Source organism: Antarctobacter heliothermus (assembly GCF_002237555.1).
In the GTDB taxonomy this organism is placed as follows: Bacteria; Pseudomonadota; Alphaproteobacteria; order Rhodobacterales; family Rhodobacteraceae; genus Antarctobacter; species Antarctobacter heliothermus_B.
Map to the genome: position 1 here is coordinate 2822708 of NZ_CP022540.1, position 20690 is coordinate 2843397.

Annotated in this window: 20 protein-coding genes; 11 read left to right on the forward strand and 9 right to left on the reverse strand. The window is 63.1% G+C overall.

Going from position 1 to position 20690, the window contains the following annotated elements:
• Window positions 1-96: 96 nt before the first annotated feature.
• Window positions 97-1008, forward strand: coding sequence for a DMT family transporter (locus tag ANTHELSMS3_RS13475; protein ID WP_094035319.1), 912 nt, complete (start codon window positions 97-99; stop codon window positions 1006-1008).
• A gap of 28 nt (window positions 1009-1036) precedes the next feature.
• Here ANTHELSMS3_RS13475 and ANTHELSMS3_RS13480 read toward each other — a convergent pair whose 3' ends face one another.
• The 5 genes from ANTHELSMS3_RS13480 to ANTHELSMS3_RS13500 all read right to left on the reverse strand — a co-directional run bounded on the left by ANTHELSMS3_RS13480 (window position 1037) and on the right by ANTHELSMS3_RS13500 (window position 5311).
• Window positions 1037-2455 carry a protein adenylyltransferase SelO gene (locus tag ANTHELSMS3_RS13480; RefSeq protein WP_094035320.1) on the reverse strand — a complete coding sequence of 473 codons (1419 nt, stop codon included), beginning with the start codon at window positions 2453-2455 and terminating at the stop codon, window positions 1037-1039.
• Between the two features lie 57 nt (window positions 2456-2512).
• Window positions 2513-2959, reverse strand: a complete 447-nt coding sequence (locus tag ANTHELSMS3_RS13485; protein ID WP_094035321.1) for a GNAT family N-acetyltransferase — start codon at window positions 2957-2959, stop codon at window positions 2513-2515.
• Window positions 2956-3897: a nucleoside hydrolase gene (locus ANTHELSMS3_RS13490; RefSeq protein ID WP_094035322.1), complete on the reverse strand. Its 942-nt coding sequence runs from the start codon at window positions 3895-3897 to the stop codon at window positions 2956-2958. The genes ANTHELSMS3_RS13485 and ANTHELSMS3_RS13490 overlap by 4 nt, the downstream gene beginning before the upstream one ends.
• Window positions 3898-4001: 104 nt before the next feature.
• Complete coding sequence (locus ANTHELSMS3_RS13495) at window positions 4002-4409, reverse strand: YybH family protein (protein ID WP_198319809.1); 408 nt, start codon at window positions 4407-4409, stop codon at window positions 4002-4004.
• Window positions 4364-5311, reverse strand: a complete 948-nt coding sequence (locus ANTHELSMS3_RS13500; RefSeq protein WP_094035323.1) for a radical SAM protein — start codon at window positions 5309-5311, stop codon at window positions 4364-4366. Before ANTHELSMS3_RS13500 ends, ANTHELSMS3_RS13495 begins: the two co-directional genes overlap by 46 nt.
• A 208-nt stretch (window positions 5312-5519) precedes the next feature.
• On the opposite strand from ANTHELSMS3_RS13500, the gene zwf reads away from it, so the two are divergent.
• The 4 genes from zwf (at window position 5520) to ANTHELSMS3_RS13520 (ending at window position 10071) form a co-directional block, all read left to right on the forward strand.
• Window positions 5520-6974: a glucose-6-phosphate dehydrogenase gene (gene zwf / locus ANTHELSMS3_RS13505; protein WP_094035324.1), complete on the forward strand. Its 1455-nt coding sequence runs from the start codon at window positions 5520-5522 to the stop codon at window positions 6972-6974.
• Window positions 6975-7005: 31 nt separating this feature from the next.
• Window positions 7006-7683 carry a 6-phosphogluconolactonase gene (gene pgl / locus ANTHELSMS3_RS13510; RefSeq protein WP_094035325.1) on the forward strand — a complete coding sequence of 226 codons (678 nt, stop codon included), beginning with the start codon at window positions 7006-7008 and terminating at the stop codon, window positions 7681-7683.
• Window positions 7684-7779: 96 nt separating this feature from the next.
• Window positions 7780-9363, forward strand: a complete 1584-nt coding sequence (gene pgi, locus ANTHELSMS3_RS13515; protein ID WP_094037120.1) for a glucose-6-phosphate isomerase — start codon at window positions 7780-7782, stop codon at window positions 9361-9363.
• A gap of 90 nt (window positions 9364-9453) precedes the next feature.
• Window positions 9454-10071: a PRC-barrel domain-containing protein gene (locus ANTHELSMS3_RS13520; protein ID WP_094035326.1), complete on the forward strand. Its 618-nt coding sequence runs from the start codon at window positions 9454-9456 to the stop codon at window positions 10069-10071.
• A 58-nt stretch (window positions 10072-10129) separates the two neighbouring features.
• Here the strand turns inward: ANTHELSMS3_RS13520 and ANTHELSMS3_RS13525 are convergent, their stop codons facing one another.
• The gene (locus ANTHELSMS3_RS13525; RefSeq protein ID WP_094035327.1) at window positions 10130-10561 is read right to left on the reverse strand and encodes a cupin domain-containing protein; all 432 of its coding nucleotides are present in this window, start codon (window positions 10559-10561) and stop codon (window positions 10130-10132) included.
• 83 nt (window positions 10562-10644) lie between these two features.
• Here ANTHELSMS3_RS13525 and ANTHELSMS3_RS13530 point away from each other — a divergent pair, with 83 nt between their 5' ends.
• The 4 genes from ANTHELSMS3_RS13530 to ANTHELSMS3_RS13545 all read left to right on the forward strand — a co-directional run bounded on the left by ANTHELSMS3_RS13530 (window position 10645) and on the right by ANTHELSMS3_RS13545 (window position 14349).
• Window positions 10645-11268 carry a holin-associated N-acetylmuramidase gene (locus tag ANTHELSMS3_RS13530; protein WP_254694739.1) on the forward strand — a complete coding sequence of 208 codons (624 nt, stop codon included), beginning with the start codon at window positions 10645-10647 and terminating at the stop codon, window positions 11266-11268.
• A complete protein-coding gene (locus tag ANTHELSMS3_RS13535) occupies window positions 11259-11819 on the forward strand; it encodes a holin family protein (RefSeq protein WP_198319810.1) in 561 nt (186 codons plus the stop codon). Before ANTHELSMS3_RS13530 ends, ANTHELSMS3_RS13535 begins: the two co-directional genes overlap by 10 nt.
• An 86-nt stretch (window positions 11820-11905) precedes the next feature.
• Complete coding sequence (locus tag ANTHELSMS3_RS13540) at window positions 11906-13873, forward strand: heme lyase CcmF/NrfE family subunit (RefSeq protein WP_094035328.1); 1968 nt, start codon at window positions 11906-11908, stop codon at window positions 13871-13873.
• Window positions 13870-14349, forward strand: a complete 480-nt coding sequence (locus ANTHELSMS3_RS13545; RefSeq protein WP_439098648.1) for a cytochrome c-type biogenesis protein — start codon at window positions 13870-13872, stop codon at window positions 14347-14349. Before ANTHELSMS3_RS13540 ends, ANTHELSMS3_RS13545 begins: the two co-directional genes overlap by 4 nt.
• A gap of 12 nt (window positions 14350-14361) precedes the next feature.
• Here the strand turns inward: ANTHELSMS3_RS13545 and ANTHELSMS3_RS13550 are convergent, their stop codons facing one another.
• Window positions 14362-14739 (reverse strand): VOC family protein, encoded by a 378-nt coding sequence (locus tag ANTHELSMS3_RS13550; RefSeq protein ID WP_094035329.1) that lies wholly within the window; start codon window positions 14737-14739, stop codon window positions 14362-14364.
• 150 nt (window positions 14740-14889) lie between these two features.
• On the opposite strand from ANTHELSMS3_RS13550, the gene ANTHELSMS3_RS13555 reads away from it, so the two are divergent.
• Window positions 14890-15666 carry an enoyl-CoA hydratase-related protein gene (locus ANTHELSMS3_RS13555; RefSeq protein ID WP_094035330.1) on the forward strand — a complete coding sequence of 259 codons (777 nt, stop codon included), beginning with the start codon at window positions 14890-14892 and terminating at the stop codon, window positions 15664-15666.
• Window positions 15667-15746: 80 nt separating this feature from the next.
• Here ANTHELSMS3_RS13555 and gltA read toward each other — a convergent pair whose 3' ends face one another.
• Both gltA and gltX read right to left on the reverse strand, forming a co-directional pair.
• Complete coding sequence (gene gltA / locus ANTHELSMS3_RS13560; RefSeq protein WP_094035331.1) at window positions 15747-17042, reverse strand: citrate synthase; 1296 nt, start codon at window positions 17040-17042, stop codon at window positions 15747-15749.
• An 80-nt stretch (window positions 17043-17122) separates the two neighbouring features.
• Window positions 17123-18538 carry a glutamate--tRNA ligase gene (gene gltX, locus ANTHELSMS3_RS13565; protein ID WP_094035332.1) on the reverse strand — a complete coding sequence of 472 codons (1416 nt, stop codon included), beginning with the start codon at window positions 18536-18538 and terminating at the stop codon, window positions 17123-17125.
• A 76-nt stretch (window positions 18539-18614) separates the two neighbouring features.
• On the opposite strand from gltX, the gene ANTHELSMS3_RS13570 reads away from it, so the two are divergent.
• Window positions 18615-20684, forward strand: a complete 2070-nt coding sequence (locus ANTHELSMS3_RS13570; RefSeq protein ID WP_094035333.1) for a ComEC/Rec2 family competence protein — start codon at window positions 18615-18617, stop codon at window positions 20682-20684.
• The last annotated feature ends 6 nt before the right edge of the window (window positions 20685-20690 follow it).

The window sequence follows — 20690 nt, forward strand, 5'->3', positions numbered from 1 at the left end:
AACGGCGTTTCGCACAGAGGAAGTCTGTGCTGAAATTATCAGCAGATCCGGGTGTGGGCGGATTGACCTTGTCGCTGCGCGGGTGTCCAAGGGGCCATGGAACGCAAGCAACAAATGGATCTGGCCGGGGCCCTCGGCATGGTGGGCTTTGCCACGACGCTGGCCTTCAATCAGGTGGCGATCAAGTTTATCAACGACGGCTTTGGCCCGATTTTTGCGGCCGGGCTGCGGTCTGTTCTGGCGCTGGCCTGTCTGGGTCTGTGGATCCGGTTCAGCGGACGGAGCGCCGGCGATCTGCGGCGGACGTTGCGAGCTGGGCTGATTTTGGGTCTGCTGTTCAGCTTGGAGTTCATTTTCCTGTTTCTGGCGCTTGACCTGACCAGCGTCTCTCGTGCCTCTATCACCTTTTACGCGATGCCGGTCTGGTTGGCGTTGGTGGCGCATTTCACCCTGCCGGGCGAGGCGCTGTCGGCGCGGTGCGCGCTGGGTCTGCTGTTGGCGATGATCGGCGTTGCTTGGGCCTTGGCCAATCCCGAAAGCCGGGGAGCCGGGGATTTTCGGGGAGATGTTCTGGCGTTGCTGGCCTCGTGGTCTTGGGCGGGGATCGCGCTGACCGTGCGGTTGACGCGCGCGTCAGAGTTGCCCGCCGAGGGGCAATTGTTCTGGCAACTGGCGGTGTCTGCCGTGGTGCTGTGTGCGGTGGCGCCGTTGTTCGGGCCATTGGTGCGGGAGCCGGATGCGCTCAGCCTGTTCGGGCTGGTGTTTGGCATGCTGGTGGCGTCATTCGGGTTTCTGTTCTGGTTGCGGCTGATGGGGATCTACCCGGCCTCTGACATTGCCTCGTTCAGCTTTTTGTCGCCGGTGATGGCGGTGATATTTGGCTGGATGATCTTTGACGAGCCTGTGGGGCTGGGCTTTGTCGGGGCGCTGGTGTTGGTCGGGCTGGGGATCGTTTTGATCAACCGGCGGCGCAAGAGCCGCAAAGATCCGGTGATTCCGGCCCCCTGACACGGCGCCCCTGACGTCTGCGGCCCTGTCAGGTGCCGCAGAAGGTGGCCCGGACACGTTCGTCCTGTGCCGGGGGGCGGCGCAGATCGGCAAAAGCCTCATCTACTGTGAAAGGGGCCGCAAGCGCCGCGTTCAGACGGTGAAACGGCGCGTCATCGCCAGCAACTGCCGCCTCGATCATCTGTTCGATGCGGTGGTTGCGCGGGATCAGCACCGGGTTGACGCTTTGCATGAGGGTTTGCGGGTCGGTCTCTTGGTCCAACCGGGTTTTCCAGCGCGTCTGCCATGCGTCAAACCCTGCGCGGTCGGTGAACTGGTCGCGTGCGTCCCCTTCGGCCAGCGCGCGGAAGGTGTTGGTGAAATCGGCGCTGTTCTCATGCATCAACACCAGCAAGTCGCCGATCAGGGTCAGATCGTCCTGTGTCGCCTCGGCCAGTCCGATCTTTTGCCCAAAACGCTGACGCCAGTGTTGTTGCAGCATGTCGGGCATGGTGTGGATGGCTTTGGTGAAATCCTCGACCGCCTTGTCAGTGTCGGGCATCAGAGGCACCAGCGCCGTGGCCAGTTGCGCCATGTTCCAAACGATGATGTCGGCCTGCGCGGCATATCCGTAGCGGCCAAAGCGGTCGATGGAACTGAACACCGTGTCGGGGTCATAGTTATCCATAAAAGCGCAGGGACCGTAGTCGATGGTTTCACCGGACAGGGCGCAGTTGTCGGTGTTCATGACCCCGTGGATAAAGCCCACGGCCATCCAGCGGGTGATCAGATCGGCCTGCCGTTCCATGACGGCGGTCAACAGGTCCAGCGGGTCTTTGGCGTGCGGATAGTGGCGGTCGACCGTGTAGTCGAACAGCGTTTGCAGGCGGTCTGTGTCGCGCTGCGCGGCAAAGACCTGAAAGGTGCCGACGCGGATATGGCTTTGCGCCACGCGGGTCAGAACGGCGCCGGGCAGGGGGCGTTCGCGGATGACGTCCTGTCCGGTGCGGATCGCGGCCAATGCGCGGGTGGTGGGGATGCCAAGGGCGTGCATCGCCTCTGACACCACATATTCGCGCAACACCGGGCCCAGCCATGCGCGGCCATCGCCCCGGCGGGAAAACGGGGTGGGGCCAGAGCCTTTGAGCTGGATGTCGCGGCGGAGGCCGTCGGTGCCAATGACCTCACCCAGCAGCAGGGCGCGGCCATCGCCGAGTTGCGGGTTGAACTGGCCGAACTGGTGGCCTGCGTAGAGTTGGGCCAGAGGCTCTGCCCCCTCGGGGATCGCGTTGCCGCCTAGAATCGCCGCCAGCGCCGGGTCGTCCGCGCCGGTGATGCCCAGCAGGGCGGCCAGATCGCTGTTGAAGGCAACGGTGCTGGGGGCCTTGACCGGTGTCGGCCCCTGACGGGCAAAGAAACCGTCGGGCAGGCGGGCATAGGAGTTGTCAAAGGGGATGTGCAGGGTCATGGGCTGGATATAGGCGGGCCAGCTGTGTCGCGCCAGCGCAATGGCGCAAAAAGACCCCTAGAGCACGCGGGACATAAACAGATACTTGTCCCGAGGGGCAAACCGGGCGCGGCCGTAAAAGCGCTGGGCGCGCTCGTCCTCGCGGTTGGCCTCAAGGTGGAGCGCGCGTACGCCCGCCGGTTTCATCGCCTTGGCGATGCCGTCCAATGCCTCTAGCCCCATGCCGCGCCCGCGCACGGCGGGGCGGATGTAAAGCTCATCCACGATGGCATCCAGACCGCCGAATTCCACCGACCAGCCAAAGGTCAGCACGATATAGCCCACCGGCGCGCGGCGCGGCCCGATCAGCCAGACCGCCCCATGCGGGGAGCCTGACAGCAGCGGGGAGATGGCCGCTGTGCGGTGCTCGTCGCTGGTGTCAAAGCCCATTTCGGTGTGAAAGGCGGCAACGAGGGCCAGCAGTTTGGCGGCGTCGTCCTCGCCCGCCAGATGAAGCGATTTCATAGCCGCGCCAGTCTTTCCGTCAGCAGGGTGAAAAAGCCGTCCGCGTCGATGTCGCCCATGAAGGTGGCGTTGCGGGGGCGGTCGGTGACGTGCCACCAGTCGGCGACGGTCATGCCGCGTGTCAGGTCTGACTGGGTCTCGATCTCGACGTTGACAAAGCGTCCGGTGAACAGGTCGGGCTGGATCAGGTAGGCGGTCACACAGGGGTCATGAAGCGGCGCGCCGTCAGAGCCATATTTCTCTTTGTCGAAGCGTTCGAAGAAATCGGTCATCTGGGCGACGGCATAGCCGACATCGGTGCCAAGCGCGCGGAACGCTTCATTGCGGGCGGTTGTGACCAGCGCCTTATGCGTGACGTCCAGCGGCATGACGACGATCGGCGCGCCACATTTGAAAACGATGTCCGCGGCTTCGGGGTCGACGTAGATGTTGAATTCGGCCGCGGGGGTGATGTTGCCGACCTCGAAATAGGCACCGCCCATCAGCACGATCTCACGGATGCGGGCGGCGATGTCGGGGGCTTTTTGCAGCGCGGTGGCGATATTGGTCAGCGGCCCCAGCGGGCAGAGCGTCACGGTGCCCGGCGGCTGCGCGCGCAGGGTGTCGATGATGAAATCGACGGCGTGCTGGTCCTGCACCGGCATGGTGGGGTCCGGCAGGTCGGGGCCATCAAGGCCGGTTTTGCCGTGGACATGTTCGGCGGTGACCAGCGTATGCGCCAGCGGACGGTCGCAACCGGCGTAGATCGGCGTGTCGGGCTTGCCCGCCAATTCGCAGACCTTGCGGGCGTTGAGAGTGGTCAGGGCCAGCGGCACGTTGCCCGCGACGGAGGTGATGCCCAGAACCTCGATCTCTTCGGGAGAGGCGAGGGCCAACAGGATGGCGACGGCGTCGTCCTGACCGGGATCGGTGTCGATGATGATCTTTTTCGGGGCCATCCGGGGTCTCCTGCGTGATGCCGGAGCAGTCGCACGCGAACCACGGCTGTGCAAGATGGATCGCTGCGTCGGCAAGGGTTCGCCGGGGGGATCGTTCGCGGGTCTCAGCCCTCTGATGTCTCTGCGGTCAGGCTGCACATGTGGATCAGCCAGCCGCTATCCGGCTGACGCCGGAACACGCACAGGGTTGTGGCGGTGCCTGTTGCCGCGCCCTCGGAAAATTCCGCAAGACCCCAGCCCAGATCACCATCGTGGCCGCCGTCCGTCAAGCTCAGCGCCTTGCCGTGGCCGTCTGTCACCCAGTCGGCGTGCAGCACGGCAATGGCGGTGCGTCCCCGCGTGGGCGGCGCGTAGGGGGACAGCATCTGCGCGTCAGCGGTAAAGCAGGCGGCGCAGCCGTCAGCATCGCCGGATCGGTAGGCTGCGACATAGGCATCCAGCAGCGGCTGAAAGATGTCGCGCGCCGTTATGCAGAGCAGCTTGCCCCGCCCAACACGCAGAACTTGGCGCAATGGGGGTGGTTGAGCGGAACGGGGGCCTCTGCCTGTTCCAGCGTCTCGCCCATGTCGAACTGCGGATCGTAGGGCAGCAGGGTGCAGGCCACGACCGACGGGGTGGCCGCGCCCTTGCGTTTGACCACCATGCGCGAGGAGGAGCACATCACGTCGCGGGGCGATTTGTTCAGGATGCCCCAGCAGGCGGTGGTAATTTCCGGCACCTCAACGGTCATGTCCATTTCCGGAAACAGCACGCATTGAGCGGGGTCGGCAGCGTCGATGGCAAAGCCTTCGGTCTCGAACACCTGTGCAAAGCCGGCGCGGGCGTCTGTCTCTGCCTCACCCCACATGCTGCGGCCCGCAACGGTCATGCGCAGCCCTGCGTCCCGCAGCCAGCGCATGCCTTCGAGGGTCTTGTCAAAGGTGCCGATGCCGCGTTCGGCGTCGTGGTTGGTGCGCGACCAATGGTCCAGCGAAATTCGCATGGTCAGGTGATCAGGATATTCGGCGTGCAGTGCTTCGAGGCCGGCGCGCGTGGCCGGGCGCATCATCGGGCGCATGGCATTGGTCAGAATCAGCACCTGATAGCCGCGCTCCAGACAGCGGCGCGTCATGTCGATCATCTGCGGATTCATGAACGGCTCACCGCCGGTAAAGCCGATTTCCGAAACGCCCCAATTTCGCGCCTCTAGCTGGTCAAGGTAGTTGGTGACCTCATCCGCGGTAATATAGACAAGGCTGTCGTTCTCGGGCGAGCTTTCGATGTAGCAATTCAGACAGGCGATGTTGCACAGCGTTCCGGTGTTGAACCACAGCGTTTGCGGGTCGCTGAGGGCAACCTTGGCGCGCGGCTTGCCCGTCGCGGTGCGATCGGGATCATTGAATTTACCTACGTTTGCGGCAACCGTGTCTTTCATGGAGCATCCTTCGCGTCTTCCGCCATGAGTTAGATCGTCGGGGGTGGCGGGGCCAGTCCGAAGATTTTGGCTGACGCCATTGTGAAGCTACACATGGGTGTTAGACTTTCATCTAGACATGGGGTATGCGGTGCGTGACATGGGTCGTTAGCGCTAACGGCTAGTGCCAATACGGCACAGGCGACCGAACAGGAAAGGCACGGGACTTATGGTTTCACGCGTTATTCCGGTCGAGCCTTTCGACCTGGTTATCTTTGGGGCGACGGGCGATCTGGCCCGGCGCAAGATTCTGCCGGGGTTGTTCCGGCGTTATTGCAGCGGGCAAATGCCCGAGGATGCCCGCATTCTGGGGGCTGCCCGCAGCGAGATGGACACTGCGGGCTTTCGCCAGATGGTGGCCGAGGCGGTGGCCGAATTTGGCGGTGGGCGCCATTGCGAGGATGGCACACTGGAGCAGTTTCTCGAGATCGTCGACTATGAGGCGGTGGACGCCATGGGCGACGGCGGCTGGGAGGCGCTGAAGGGGCATCTGCGCGGCGGGTTTGTGCGCGCCTTCTATTTCTCTGTTGCGCCGTCGCTGTTCGGGGCGCTGGCGGAACGGCTGCGCTCTTTCGGGTTGGCCGATGATGACAGTCGCGTGGTGGTGGAAAAGCCTTTTGGTCACGATCTGGAAAGCGCCAAGGCGCTGAACGCTACGCTGCGTCAGCATTTTGCCGAGGATCAGATTTACCGGATCGACCATTATCTGGGCAAGGAAACCGTCCAGAACCTGATGGCGGTGCGGTTTGGCAACATGCTGTTTGAACCGCTGTGGAACGCGCAATACGTCGATCACATCCAGATCACAGTGGCCGAGACCGTCGATGTCGGTGGGCGCGGCGGCTATTACGACAAGTCCGGCGCGATGCGGGACATGGTGCAGAACCACTTGATGCAGCTTTTGTGCCTGATCGCGATGGAACCGCCCGCGCGGTTTGAGCCCGATTCCGTGCGCGACGAAAAGCTGAAGGTGATCCGCGCGCTGGACCCGGTGGATTACCATCACATCGTGCGCGGTCAGTATGCCGCCGACGACCATCAGCCCGGATATCGGGTGCATGTGGAAAACCCGCGCTCGACCACCGAGAGCTTTGTGGCGATGAAATGCCATATTTCGAACTGGCGCTGGGCGGGCACCCCGTTCTACCTGCGCACTGGCAAAAAGCTGCGCGGGCGCACAAGCGAGATCGCGGTGGTGTTCAAGGATGCGCCGCATTCGATCTTTGATTCCGAATCCGGGCGGCATCGCAATGTGCTGTCGATCCGGTTGCAGCCGAACGAGGGCATGACGCTGGATGTGACCATCAAGGAACCGGGGCCGGGCGGTATGCGTCTGGTGGATGTGCCACTGGACATGTCCTTTGCAGAGGCGCTGGGACCAGAGGTCGAAGAGGTGCCCGACGCCTATGAACGGTTGATCATGGACGTGATCCGGGGCAATCAGACCTTGTTCATGCGCGGCGACGAGGTCGAGGCCGCCTGGGCCTGGACCGATCCGATCATCGCCGGCTGGCAAAGCCGGGGAGAGGTGCCCAAACCCTATGACGCGGGCACGGCGGGGCCGGAAGACGCGCTGATGCTGATGCACCGGGACGGACGCCGGTGGCGGGAGATCCGGGTCTAGGAGATCCGGGAAAAACGGGAAAGGTCCAGCCATGAACTATGAATTCATCGAATATCAGGATCGTGAGATGCTGGTCATCGATCTGGCCAACCAGATGGCGGGCGACCTGCGCGCCGCGCTGGGCCATGAGGACCGCGTGGCGCTGGCGGTGCCGGGCGGAACCTCTCCCGGGCCGGTTTTTGACCATCTCTGCGCGGTCGATCTGGACTGGTCGCGGGTGGACGTTTTGCTGACGGACGAACGCTGGGTGCCAGAGGATCATCCCCGGTCGAACACTGCGCTGTTGCGCGAACGGCTGTTGGTCGATCGTGCCGCCAAGGCGCGGTATCTGCCGCTGTATGCCGATGCGCCGGAACCCGAGGGCGCACTGGACGCGCTGGCGGCGCCCATTGCGGCGGAACTGCCGCTTGCGGTGGTCCTGCTGGGGATGGGGGCGGATCTGCACACGGCCTCGATTTTCCCCGGGGCGGACCTGCTGGAAGAGGCGCTGTCCCCCAAGGCCCCGATTCTGTTGCCGATGCGCGCGCCCGGCGCGCCGGAGCCGCGTATCACGCTGACCGCGCCGGTGCTGAACGGCGCTCTGCGCAAACACGTCCTGATCTACGGCGACGAAAAACGCGCGGTGCTGGAAGGTGCGCGCGGCAAGCCGCCCGCCGAGGCACCGATCAACGCGGTTCTGTCCGATGCCGTTGTGCATTGGGCCGCTTGACGGCGGAGATCTGTCTTCAGGTTGTGACATGCTGCCCGCATACGGGCGGCCAGACGAAACGAAATGCGCCGCCAACAGGGCGGGCAAGGGGGCACCATGTTCGAAGAACTCAAGGGTTTGGCTGCGGCACAAGGCGATCGCCGGATCGAGGCGCTGTTTGGTGACACGGCGCGGGCGGCAGAGTTCAGCCTGACAGCCGAGGGAGTGCTGTTCGACTATTCCAAAACGCAGATCGACGCAGAGGCGCGCGCAGCCCTGCTGGCGCTGGCCGAGACACGCGGCGTGGCGGCGCGGCGCGACGCAATGTTCGGCGGCGAAAAGATCAACGAGACTGAGGGGCGGGCGGTGCTGCACACCGCGTTGCGCAACCTTGATGGCGCGACGGTCAAGGTGGACGGCGAGGATGTCATGCCGCCGGTGCTGGATACGCTGAGCCGGATGGAGGCGCTGGCGAAAGAGATCCGCGCGTCGGACATCACCGACGTTGTGAATATCGGTATCGGCGGGTCCGACCTTGGCCCGGTCATGGCGGTACTGGCGCTGGCCCCCTATCACGACGGGCCGCGCACCCATTTTGTGTCCAACGTGGATGGCGCGGATATCACCGACACGCTGAAGCGGTGCAACCCGGAGACCACGTTGTTCATCGTCGCCTCCAAGACGTTCACCACCATCGAGACGCTGACAAACGCGCGCAGCGCCAAGGCGTGGCTGGCGGAGCATGGCGTATCGGACGCGGGCAAGTTTGTTGCGCTGTCTTCGAACCTTGAAAAAGCGGGTGAGTTCGGCATTCCGGCAGAACGTGTCTTTGGCTTTGAGGATTGGGTTGGCGGGCGCTATTCTGTCTGGGGGCCGATTGGCCTGTCGCTGATGCTGGCTGTGGGGCCGGACAACTTTCGCGCCTTTCTGACCGGCGGCATGAAGATGGACCGGCATTTTCAGTCCGCTCCGCTGACTGAAAACCTGCCGGTGCTGCTGGCGCTGGTGGGGATCTGGCACAATCAGGTTTTGGGTCATGCGTCGCGCGTGGTGCTGCCCTATGACAACCGTCTGATGCGGTTGCCCGCCTATCTGCAACAGCTAGAGATGGAATCGAATGGCAAGGGCGTCAGCATGGATGGTGCCGATCTGCCCTATAACTCTGGGCCCGTGGTCTGGGGAGAGCCGGGCACCAACGGTCAACATGCCTTTTACCAGTTGATCCATCAGGGCACGCGGGTGATCCCGGCAGAGTTTCTGGTGGCGGCCAAAGGCCATGAGCCGGACCTGAAGCATCATCACGACCTGCTGGTCGCCAACTGCCTTGCGCAGTCAGAGGCGCTGATGCGGGGGCGGTCGCTGGACGAGGCACGCGGCAAGGTCGCGGACAAGTTCGAGGGCGATGAGTTGGAACGGCAGGCGCGGCACCGGGTGTTCCCTGGCAACCGCCCGTCTACCACGCTGATCTATCCGCTGCTGGACCCCGAGACGCTGGGCAAGATCGTGGCGCTGTATGAACACCGGGTGTTTGTCGAGGGCGTGGTCCTTGGCATCAACTCTTTTGACCAGTGGGGAGTAGAGTTGGGCAAAGAGCTGGCGACGGCGCTGGGACCGATGGTGACAGGGGAACAGAAGGTCGATGGCAAGGACGGCTCAACCGCGCAATTGCTGAAGTTTGTGCATACGCATGGGCGCGGCTGAAGTTCCATCAAAAAGGAAAAACATTTCCGGGAACGAAGGTGAAAAAAGGCGCGTTATCAAGGCAGATCGAACGAAACAAAGGAGATTGCCATGAAACGCTTCATGCTTACTGTCGCAACAACCGCCCTCGTTCCCGCCCTTGCGCTGGCCGAAAGCCACGCTGCAAGTGACACCATGGACCCGGCCGCTGATCCGGTGCCGATGGAACAGACTGACGCCCCCGAGGTGACCGAAACAGTCGACCCGGCAGCCGATCCGATGGCAACGGACGTCGATCCCGAGCCGACCGACATGGCCGAAGACGCCGATCCGGTTGCCCCCACGATGGACACCGACAAGATGGCTGACACCGATCATGCCGTCGGCCATTCCATCGGCCTGATGGCGGCCACCAAAGCCTCTGTCATCATTGGCGCGCCGATCTACACGCTGGCCGCCGAAGACCAGATCGATTGGGATCCGACGGTCGACTATGACACCGTTGCCGACGAATGGACCCGGATTGGGTCGGTCAACGACTTCGTCTTGGGCGAAGATGGCAAGATCACCGGGCTGGTGGCCGAAGTGGGCGGCTTCCTCGGTATGGGTGACACGCTTGTGTTGCTTCCGCTGGACCAGACCCGCATGGTGTCTGTTGATGAAAACAGCTACTCGGTCGTGACGCCGTACACCAGCGAGCAACTGACTGAAATGGAAAAAGTCGAGTGATTTGTTTGACTTGACCTATGACGCCCGGGGCATGTCCCCGGGCGTTTTTCGTTTGGGGTCAGGATTTGGCGCGGTCTGGTATATCGAAACCGGGGGCGGCCAGTTCAAACCCCTCAAACTGGAAGCCGGGGGAGACGGTGCAGCCAACCAGCGTCCAGTCGCCAAGCGTTTCCGCCGCCTGCCAATGACCCGGCTCCACAATTCCCTGCGGACGCTGCCCGGCGGCCAGATCGGGGCCAAGGATCATGTCCTGACGCGGACCGCTGTCCGTTGGCGCGCGCATCAGGCGCAGCGGTGCGCCAGAATAGAAGTGCCAGATTTCGCCCGCATCGACGCGGTGCCAATGGCTGCGCTCTCCGGCTTTTAACACGAAATAGATGCAGGTGCCGGGTGGCCGGCCGTCGCCTTCGGCCTGCCACGTCTGCCGATAGTGCCCGCCCTCGGGGTGAGGTGACAGGTCCAGCAGGGCAATGATCTCATCAGCTGTCATGCAACGTACGGTCCTCTGAGGTTTGGTTAACGCCCTACGCGCACCTTTGGGTCATCAAGACTGAACCGAGCAGGAGAGACAAGATGTCGACTGTGACGACCGACGTGCGCCAGATGGCTGAAGAAATCGTTGCCCGCGAGGGGGGCTATGTCAACGACCCGGACGATCCCGGCGGGGCGACAAAATACGGTGTGACGATCCACACCATGCGCCGGCTGGGGCTGGATCTGACCGGCGACGGGCGGGTGGATGCCGAAGACGTGCGCCAGATTTCCCGCGAACAGGCGGTCACGATCTTTCTGACGCATTACTTTATCAAGCCGCGTATCGCAGAGTTGCCGGAGCCGCTGCATGAGACGGTGTTCGACATGTATGTGAACGCCGGCGGCAACGCGGTGAAAATCCTGCAACGTCTGCTGAACCAGATGGGTGAAGAGGTCAGCGTCGATGGCGCGATTGGCCCGCAAACCGTCGCCGCGACCGCGCGCGCCTTTGGCAAGGCGCCGGGCCATATGGTCGATGCCTACGGGATTGCGCGGCGCAACTACTATTTCCGCATCGCCGATAATCGACCCGCCTCGCGCAAATACGCGCGGACGCGGTCGGGGGGCAAAGGCGGTTGGATCAAACGGGCCGAACAGTTCATTTCTGCCCGCTACCACATGACGGATGCCGAGTTTCAGGCACGGGTGGCAGCATGGGGCTGATGGGGCAACTATTGGGAGCGTTGTTCGGGTCCGGCCGCAACGTGGTGGCTGAGACGGCAGAGGTGTTCCGCATCAACGCCGAGGCGCAGGCGCAGCGCGGCCATGATGCGCAAGGAGCGGCGCTGGCGCAGATGGCCGGAGAGTTCCGGGTGGTGCGCCGGAGTTGGTTTGATCGCTTCATGGATGCGCTGAACCGTGTGCCGCGCCCGGCGATGGCACTGGGAACGCTGGGTCTATTTGTAACCGCGATGGTGGATCCGGTTTGGTTCGCCGCGCGCATGGCAGGAATTGCACTGGTGCCGGAACCGCTGTGGTGGTTGCTGGGGGCGATTGTCAGTTTCTATTTTGGCGCCCGTCACCTTTCCAAGGGGCAGGATTTTCAGCGTGATCTGGCGGCCACGATGGCGGCGGTTCCGCAGGTCGTTCAAACGGTACGCAATGTCGAGGCATTGCGCGACGTGACCCCCGGAGACGGCCCGGTGGAGCCTGCCGGATTCGAGACGCCGCTGAACAACCCGGCGCTGGCAGACTGGCGGTCCGGGCGCGGCTGACGCGCGCCATACATTGCGACATTGTGATCTGATCTGCGGGCCGATTTCGATTGGCCCGCAATTTTGCGGGCCCTATAGTCCGGCTCATGATTACAGAGCTCGGACATTTCGCCCTCATCCTGGCCTTTTTGGTCTCGATTGTTCAAATGGTCATGCCAATGGTGGGCGCGCACAAGCGATGGCCCGGCTGGATGGCTGTGGGCGAACCGGCAGCAACGCTGCAATTCCTGCTGGTCGCCGTCAGTTTCGCGGCGCTCACCTATTCGTTTGTCGTCTCCGATTTTTCATTGCGGATCGTCTACGAGAACAGCCATTCCGACAAACCAATGCTCTACAAAATCTCTGGCGTGTGGGGGAATCACGAAGGGTCCATGCTGCTCTGGGTGCTGATTCTGGCGCTGTTCGGGGCCTGTGCCGCGTGGTTCGGGGCCAATGTGCCGCCGACGCTGCGGGCGCGGGTTTTGGCGGTGCAATCGTCGATCTCGGCGGCGTTCTATACCTTTATCCTGTTCACCTCGAACCCGTTTCAGCGGCTGTCCGTCGCGCCGATCAACGGCACCGACCTCAACCCACTGTTGCAAGACCCCGGTTTGGCCTTTCATCCGCCGTTTCTGTATCTTGGCTACGTCGGTCTATCTATCTGCTTCAGCTTTGCCGTTGCCGCCCTGATCGAGGGGCGCGTCGATGCGGCTTGGGGCCGTTGGGTGCGACCCTGGACGCTGGCGGCGTGGATCTTTCTGACCATCGGCATCGCGCTGGGATCTTGGTGGGCCTACTATGAACTGGGCTGGGGTGGCTTCTGGTTCTGGGACCCGGTGGAAAACGCGTCGTTCATGCCTTGGCTCTTTGCCGGTGCGCTGCTGCATTCCGCCATCGTGGTAGAAAAACGCGAGTCGCTGAAAAGCTGGACCATCCTGCTGGCGATTCTTGCCTTTGGCTTTTCTCTGATCGGCACGTTCATTGTGCGCTCTGGATTGCTGACATCGGTCCATGCCTTTGCGAATGATCCCGTGCGGGGCAAGTACATCCTGTTTATCCTGCTGTTCTTCACCGGCGGCGCGCTGACGCTGTTTGCGGCACGGGCCAAGGTGATGGAGGCCAAGGGCGTCTTTGGCGTTGTCAGCCGTGAAAGCGCGCTGGTGGCGAACAATGTGCTGCTAGCGGTGTCCAGTTTTGTCGTCTTTGTCGGCACCATGTGGCCCTTTGTGGCCGAGATGCTGTTTGACCGGAAACTGTCGGTTGGCCCGCCGTTCTTTAATATGGCCTTTACGCCGTTCATGGTGGTGCTGGGGCTGATCCTGCCTATCGGCGCGATGATCAGCTGGAAACGGGGCAAGTTGGACCGGGTGATGCGGTCGTTGATGCCGGCCTTCGGGCTGGCGGTGGCGCTGATGGGGCTGGTCTGGGCGATGCAGACCGGGCGCAGCCTGATGGGGCCGATTGGCGTCTTTCTGGGCACATGGCTGGTGGCTGGTGCGGCGACGGACCTGATCAGCCGAACGGGCCAGAATCGCGATCTGTCGCGGCTGTTCCGCCTGCCGCGCTCTGAATGGGGCAAGGCGGTGGCGCATTCGGGTCTGGGGATCACGATGCTGGGCGTTGCGGCCATGCTGGCCTGGCAGCAAGAGGATATTCGGGTTGCGGACTTGAACACTCCTTATTCGGTGGGGGCCTATGAGTTCACGTTGCTGGACGTGCAGCGCGTGCAGGGGCCGAACTATATCTCGACCATGGGAGAGGTGCGGGTGACCAAGGCGGGCCGTGACGTGGCGGTGCTGAAACCGGAGAAACGCATCTATCCGGTGGCGCGGATGCCGACGACCGAGGCAGCGATCGATTACCGTTTCATGCGCGATGTCTACGTTGTGATCGGTGATGCGCAGGACGGCGGCGGTTGGGTCATGCGGATCTATATCAAGCCGCTGGCGAACTGGATCTGGGGTGGATCGCTGTTGATGGCGCTTGGCGGCTGTCTGAGCCTCAGCGACCGCCGTTACCGGATCGCGGCAGGCGCGCGCAAGGCGGCGCCGGTGCAAGGGGTGCCTGCGGAATGATGGATTTCGTGATGCGGTGCCGGCCCTATGTCCTTGGCGGTGTTCTTGCCGTTGTGGCGTCTGTGGCACTGGCGGTGCAGCCCGACGAGGTGTTGGACGATCCGGCGCTGGAGGCGCGGGCGCGGGACATCTCGGCAGGGTTGCGCTGTCTGGTCTGTCAGAACGAGAGCATTGACGAAAGCAACGCCTCACTGGCCAAGGATCTGCGGCTGCTGGTGCGGGAACGCCTGGTGGCCGGGGATACGGACGCCGAAGTGGTGGCCTTTATCGTCGACCGCTATGGCGAGTTTGTTCTGCTGAAACCGACAACCGGCGGCTGGAACTGGCTGCTCTGGGCCTCTGGTCCGGGGTTGTTTGTGATCGCGCTGGGGATGGGCGTTGTTTACATCCGCCGCCGCGGGCAGGTGCCTGCGGGCGGTGAGGCCGGGCTGAGCGAAGAAGAACAAAAGCGGCTGGATGAACTGCTGAAGGACTAGTTCACGGTCGGTTCAGGCGGGTGCGCCCATTTGTTTGGCCACAAACCACTGCGTCCCGCAGGCAGAGCGAAAGCCGCCGCGCCGGTCGCCATCGCCTTTTTCCATCATCGGCTGAATCTCTGTCGCGCCGTGGTCCAGTGCGTGAGCAAAGGCGGCGTCGGGATCTGGCAGGTACAGATGGACCATCGCATCTGCACCGCCGTCTGCCCCACCCATCATCAGGACGGAATCGCCGATGCGGCATTCCGCGTGCATGATACGGTCGCCGTCGTGAAAAACACGCAGGCGGGTGGCGTCAAACACGGCTTCGCAGAATTTCAGTGTCGCCTCCGGATCTGACAGGATCAGGTAGGGGGACAGATCGGTATAGCCATCGGGTTTGTAGGTCATGGCGGCATGATTGCAGGGCGGCGGCTATGCCGTCAACGCCAGTGGCGCGGTCGCTGATTTCCCGCATGAGGCACTTGTGACGCCGCGTTTGGCTTTGCCTTTCCGGGGGCGCCGATGTTTCATGCGCGGCAAGGAAATGGGAGCACGCCAATGCACTACGACATGATCACCTACGCGGTGTCCGAGAACATCGCAACAGTGACGCTGAACCGGCCCGACGTGATGAACGCCCTCAACACCCAGATGCGGGCCGAGATCACCGACGCGGTGGCGCGCGGCGGACGTGAGGCGCGGGTGGTGGTGCTGACCGGGGCGGGCAAATCCTTTTGCTCAGGACAGGATCTGGGCGACCGGGCCAATGTCGCGAACCTTGATCTGGAACGTACACTGCGCGACGAATATGTGCCGATGCTGCGCGCGATCTATGACTGCCCGGTGCCAACCGTCAGCGCGGTCAACGGTGCCGCCGCCGGGGCAGGGGCCAATCTGGCGCTGTCGGCGGATGTGGTCATCGCCACGGAATCGGCGTTTTTCCTGCAGGCCTTTACCCGCATCGGGCTGATCCCGGACGCGGGCGGCACATGGCTGTTGCCGCGTCAGATGGGGCTGGCCAAGGCGATGGGGGCGGCGCTGTTTGCGGAAAAGATCTCGGCCAAGCAGGCGGATGACTGGGGCATGATCTGGGAAGCGGTCGCAGATGATGGCTTTGTCGCACATGTGGCGGGACGGGCCGCGCATCTGGCCAAGGGGCCGACGGCGGCCTATCTGCGCGTGAAACAGGCGCTACGCGCCAGCCATGACAACGATCTGGACACGCAACTGGGCGTCGAATCGAAATTGCAGGGCGAATGCGGCAAGACCCGCGATTTCAAGGAGGGCGTTGTGGCCTTCATGGAAAAGCGCCCGGCGGTCTACGAAGGGCGCTGAGCGGGGCGATCCCGTCTGGTGATACGAAAAAGGCCCGGCGCAATGCCGGGCCTTTTGGTTTGGTATCGTCCTCATCGCGTTTAGCGGTTTTCGATGTCCACATAGTCGCGCTCTGTCTCACCCAGATACAACTGGCGCGGGCGGCCAATCTTGTTCTGCGGGTCGTTGAGCATCTCTTTCCACTGGCTGACCCAGCCAACGGTGCGCGACAGCGCAAAGATCGGCGTGAACATCGAGGTCGGAAAGCCCATCGCCTCAAGGATGATGCCCGAATAGAAATCGACGTTCGGGAACAGCTTTTTCTCGGCGAAATAGGGATCGGCCAGCGCCTGCTTTTCCAGCTCTTTCGCGGTGGCAAGAACCGGGTTGTTCTCAACGCCCAAGAGGTCCAGCACCTCATCGGCGGACTGCTTCATCACTTTGGCGCGCGGGTCAAAGTTCTTGTAGACGCGGTGGCCAAAGCCCATCAGGCGGAACGAGTCGTCCTTGTCCTTGGCGCGGGCGAGATACTCGGGGATATTCTCGGGCGAGCCAATTTCCTTGAGCATTTCAAGGCAGGCTTGGTTGGCACCACCGTGGGCCGGCCCCCAGAGGCAGGCAACACCAGCGGCGATACAGGCAAACGGGTTCGCGCCCGAAGACGAGGCCAGACGCACGGTCGAGGTCGAAGCGTTCTGTTCGTGATCGGCGTGCAGGGTAAAGATCCGGTCCATCGCGCGGGCAAGGATCGGGTCGACGACATATTCCTCAGCCGGAACGCTGAAGCACATGTGCAAAAAGTTGGCCGCGTAGTCCAGATCGTTGCGCGGGTACACGAAGGGCTGGCCGATCGAGTATTTGTAAGCCATCGCGGCGATGGTCGGCATTTTGGCGATCAGGCGGTGGCTGGCGATTTCGCGCTGGCGCGGGTCGGCGATGTCGGTGCTGTCGTGGTAGAAGGCCGCCATTGCGCCAACGACACCCACCATAACTGCCATCGGATGCGCGTCCCGGCGGAAGCCACGGAAGAAGTTGTACATCTGTTCGTGGATCATCGTGTGGCGGGTGATCGTGTTCTCGAACTCTTCCAGTTCACCTGCCTTGGGCAGGTAGCCGTAGAGCAGCAGATAGCAGACCTCGAGATAGTGCGATTTTTCGGCCAGCTGGTCGATCGGATAACCCCGGTGCAGCAGCTCACCCTTGTCGCCGTCGATAAAGGTTATGGTCGAATCGCAGGACGCGGTCGAGGTAAAGCCGGGATCGTAGGTGAAGACGCCCGCCTGTCCGTACAGCTTGCGAATGTCGATCACGTCCGGTCCGGCTGTGGGCGCGTGAATAGGCAGCTCAAAGCTGTTCCCGTCGATCGTCAGTGTCGCGGTCTTGTTGGTCTCAGCCATGCTTTTTATCCCTCTGATATCGTGAGGCGGGGCCGGTTTGCGGCCCTGCCGGTTGAAGTCACATGGCCGTCCACGGGGCCTCAGCCCTCTTTTTCGACCGCCGCCCGATCCAGCCGCGCGAGGCTTTCGTCGCGGCCGAGGACGAGCATCATGTCAAAGACCGATGGGGTCACCGCGCGTCCGGCAAGCGCAGCCCGAAGCGGGCCGGCCAACTTGCCGAATTTGGTTCCCTGATCTTCGGCGAAACGGTTCAGCACCGCCTCCAATTCATCCTTGGTCCAGCTAGCATCTTGCAACTGCGGCGTCAACGCAGCCAGTATACCACGGGATACCGGGTCAAGGTTTTTCGCGGCCTTCTCGTTCGGGACGATTGGCGTTTCCGTTAGAATAAAGTGCGCTTTATCAATCAGTTCCGGGAAGGTTTTTGCCCGTTCCTTGAGGCAATACATCGCACGTTCCAGCCCATCGTGTTTTTCAATTGGCAGTTTATCCGCACCAGTTGCCTCAAGGTAAGCCTCGATTTCATGCAGCAGTGCAGCATCGTCCGCCACGGCGATATGCTGACCACACAGATTTTCCAGCTTCTTCAGATCGAAACGTGCCGGAGCCTTGCCGATTCCGTCCAGATTGAACCAGTCTTTTGCCTGTGCATCGGTAAAGAATTCGTCATCGCCGTGCGACCATCCCAGCCGGGCCAGGTAGTTGCGCATGCCTGCCGCCGGGTAGCCCATCTTTTGATACTCGTCGGCCCCCAGCGCGCCGTGGCGTTTGGACAGCTTTTTGCCGTCGGGGCCGTGAATCAGCGGGATATGGGCGTAGACCGGCAGCGGCCAACCCATCGCCTGATAGATCCCCATCTGGCGCGCGGCGTTGTTCAGGTGGTCATCGCCCCGGATCACATGGGTCACGCCCATATCGTGATCGTCCACAACCACCGCCAGCATATAGACCGGCGTCCCGTCAGAGCGTAGCAGCACCATATCGTCCAGCTGGTCATTGCGGATGGTGACGGTGCCTTGGACTTCGTCCTCGATCACCGTTTGGCCCTCGGTCGGGGTCTTCAGCCGCACGACATAGGGCGCGTCCGGATGTGTCGCCGCGTCGGCGTCACGCCAAGGGCTGACGAACAGGGTCGAGCGACCTTCGGCACGGGCGCCTTCACGGAAGGATTCGATCTCTTCCTGAGTCGAGAAACATTTATAAGCCGCGCCCTTGGCGAGCAGCTCGTGCGCCACTTCGGCGTGGCGGTCGGCGCGTTCGAACTGGCTGATCACCTCGCCGTCGTGATCCAGGCCCAGCCAGTCCAGCCCGCGCAGGATCGCCTCTGTTGCCTCGGGGGTAGAACGGGCGCGGTCGGTGTCTTCGATCCGCAGCAGGAACTTGCCGCCCCGGCCACGGGCATACAGCCAGTTGAACAGTGCGGTGCGCGCCCCGCCGATGTGCAGGAAACCGGTGGGGGATGGAGCAAAGCGGGTGACGACCTGAGCGTCGGACATCGTGGTTAACCTTTTCCTAACGGCGGGGAGGGTAAGTTAGGGCGTTCCTTAACGAGCCACCCAACGGGGGGCAAGCATGGCTCACCCCCTCTCTTGGCTGGCAACGGTCCTTCTGGGCCAACGCGGCCATCTGTTTCCCTGGGCGCCGGTCTGCCTTGCAACCGGTATCGGGATCTTTTTCGCCCTGAAGGTTGAGCCGCCGGAGCCGTTGTTGTGGGCGTGCGGGTCGCTTGGACTGTTGGCGGTGCTGCAACACCGCGCCGGGCCGGTCTGGGGGCCGCTGCTGGCGGCTATTGCGCTGGCATCGCTGGGATTCGCGTTGGCGGGCGCGCGGGCGCATCAGGTGGCCGGTCCGGTGCTGGATTTTCGCTACTACGGCGCGGTTGAGGGGCGCGTGATTCAAATCGACCGCTCTGCCTCGGACGCGGTGCGCCTGACGCTGGATCGCGTGGTGCTGGAGCGGATGGATCCTGATGACGTGCCGACCCGGGTCCGCGTTTCTCTGCATGGCACCCAGGGCTATCTTGATCCGAAACCCGGTCAGGTGGTGATCCTCACGGGGCATCTGTCGCCGCCCGGAGGCGCGGTAGAACCCGGCGGTTTTGATTTTCGCCGACACGCATGGTTTTTGCGGCTGGGCGCGGTGGGGTATACGCGCAAACCCGTCCTGTTGCTGGAACCGGCTGGGGAGGGGCTGCGTGTGGCGCGACTGCGCCTGTGGTTGTCGGCGCGGGTGCAGGCAGCCCTGCCGGGAGAGCGGGGCGCTTTTGCCGCCGCAATCATGACCGGGGACCGCTCTGGCATGGGGCAGGACACCTTGCAGGTGCTGCGCGACAGCAATCTGGCGCATATTCTGGCCATCTCCGGGCTGCACATGGGACTATTGGCGGGCTTTGTCTTTGCCGCGCTGCGGGTGGCGCTGTTGCTGCACCCTCATGTCCGCCACCATTGGCCGGTCAAGAAACTGGCGGCCGGCGGTGCCCTGCTGGCGGCGTCGGGATATCTCGCGCTGTCGGGGGGCAACGTGGCGACAGAGCGTGCCTTTATGATGGTGGCCGCCGCGCTGTGCGCGATGATGCTGGATCGTCGCGCGTTGAGCCTGCGCAGCGTGGCGATCGCGGCGCTGGTGGTGCTGGTGATGCGGCCCGAGGCGCTGATGGGCCCCGGTTTCCAGATGTCCTTTGCGGCGACAACGGCGCTGGTGGCGGTGTTTGAACGATTGACCATCTGGCAACGGGATCACGAGCTGCCACGCTGGATTGCACCGGTGCTGTCGGTGGTGGTGTCCTCGGCAGTGGCGGGGGCGGCAACCGCGCCGGTGGGCATGGCGCACTTCAACCAGATCGCCCAGTACGGCCTCTTGGCCAATCTGGCCGCCGTGCCGGTCATGGGGATCTGGGTGGTGCCGCTGGCGGTGCTGGCGGCATTGCTGATGCCCTTCGGACTGGACTGGATCGCGCTAGAGATCATGGCGTTGGGGCTGGGCTGGATATTGGGTGTGGCGCATACGGTGGCGGGCTGGGAAGGATCGGTAGGGCACATCGTGGCCCCAGCGCCGGTTGTACTTCCGCTTATTGCGGTGGGCGGTTTGATCCTGTGCCTTTGGCGCGGACGGGGACGATTGGCGGGGCTTGCGCCGCTGGGTTTGGCGGCAGTGCTGTGGGCGGGGACCGAGCGGCCCCCGGTGCTGATCGCAGATAGCGGCACTCTGGTTGGTCTGATGACTCCACAGGGCCGGGCGCTGTCCCTTGATCGCGGGTCGGCGTTTGTGGCCGGTGTCTGGCTGGAGAATGACGGGCAGGGCTATGACCAGCCACAGGCGGCTGCGTTGTGGCCAGAGCCCGTTGCGGACCGAATGGCGCTGGCGGAACTGGACGGGTTGCACCTGATGCATCTGCAAGGCAAACGCGCCGCTGCCCGCGTCGAGACATGCCAACCGGGGCAGATTATTGTCTCCAGCGTCGACATCGATCTGCCCGGCGGCTGTGAGGTGTTTGATCCGGCACGACTGCGCCACAGCGGCTCAGTGGCCGTCTGGATGGAACAGGGCACCCCGCGCATCGTAACAGACCGCGATGCATCGGGAACTCGGCTTTGGCACGGGGTCACGCCCAAGCCGTTTCGGCTGGCGTGGCGGACACAGTAGGGTGAC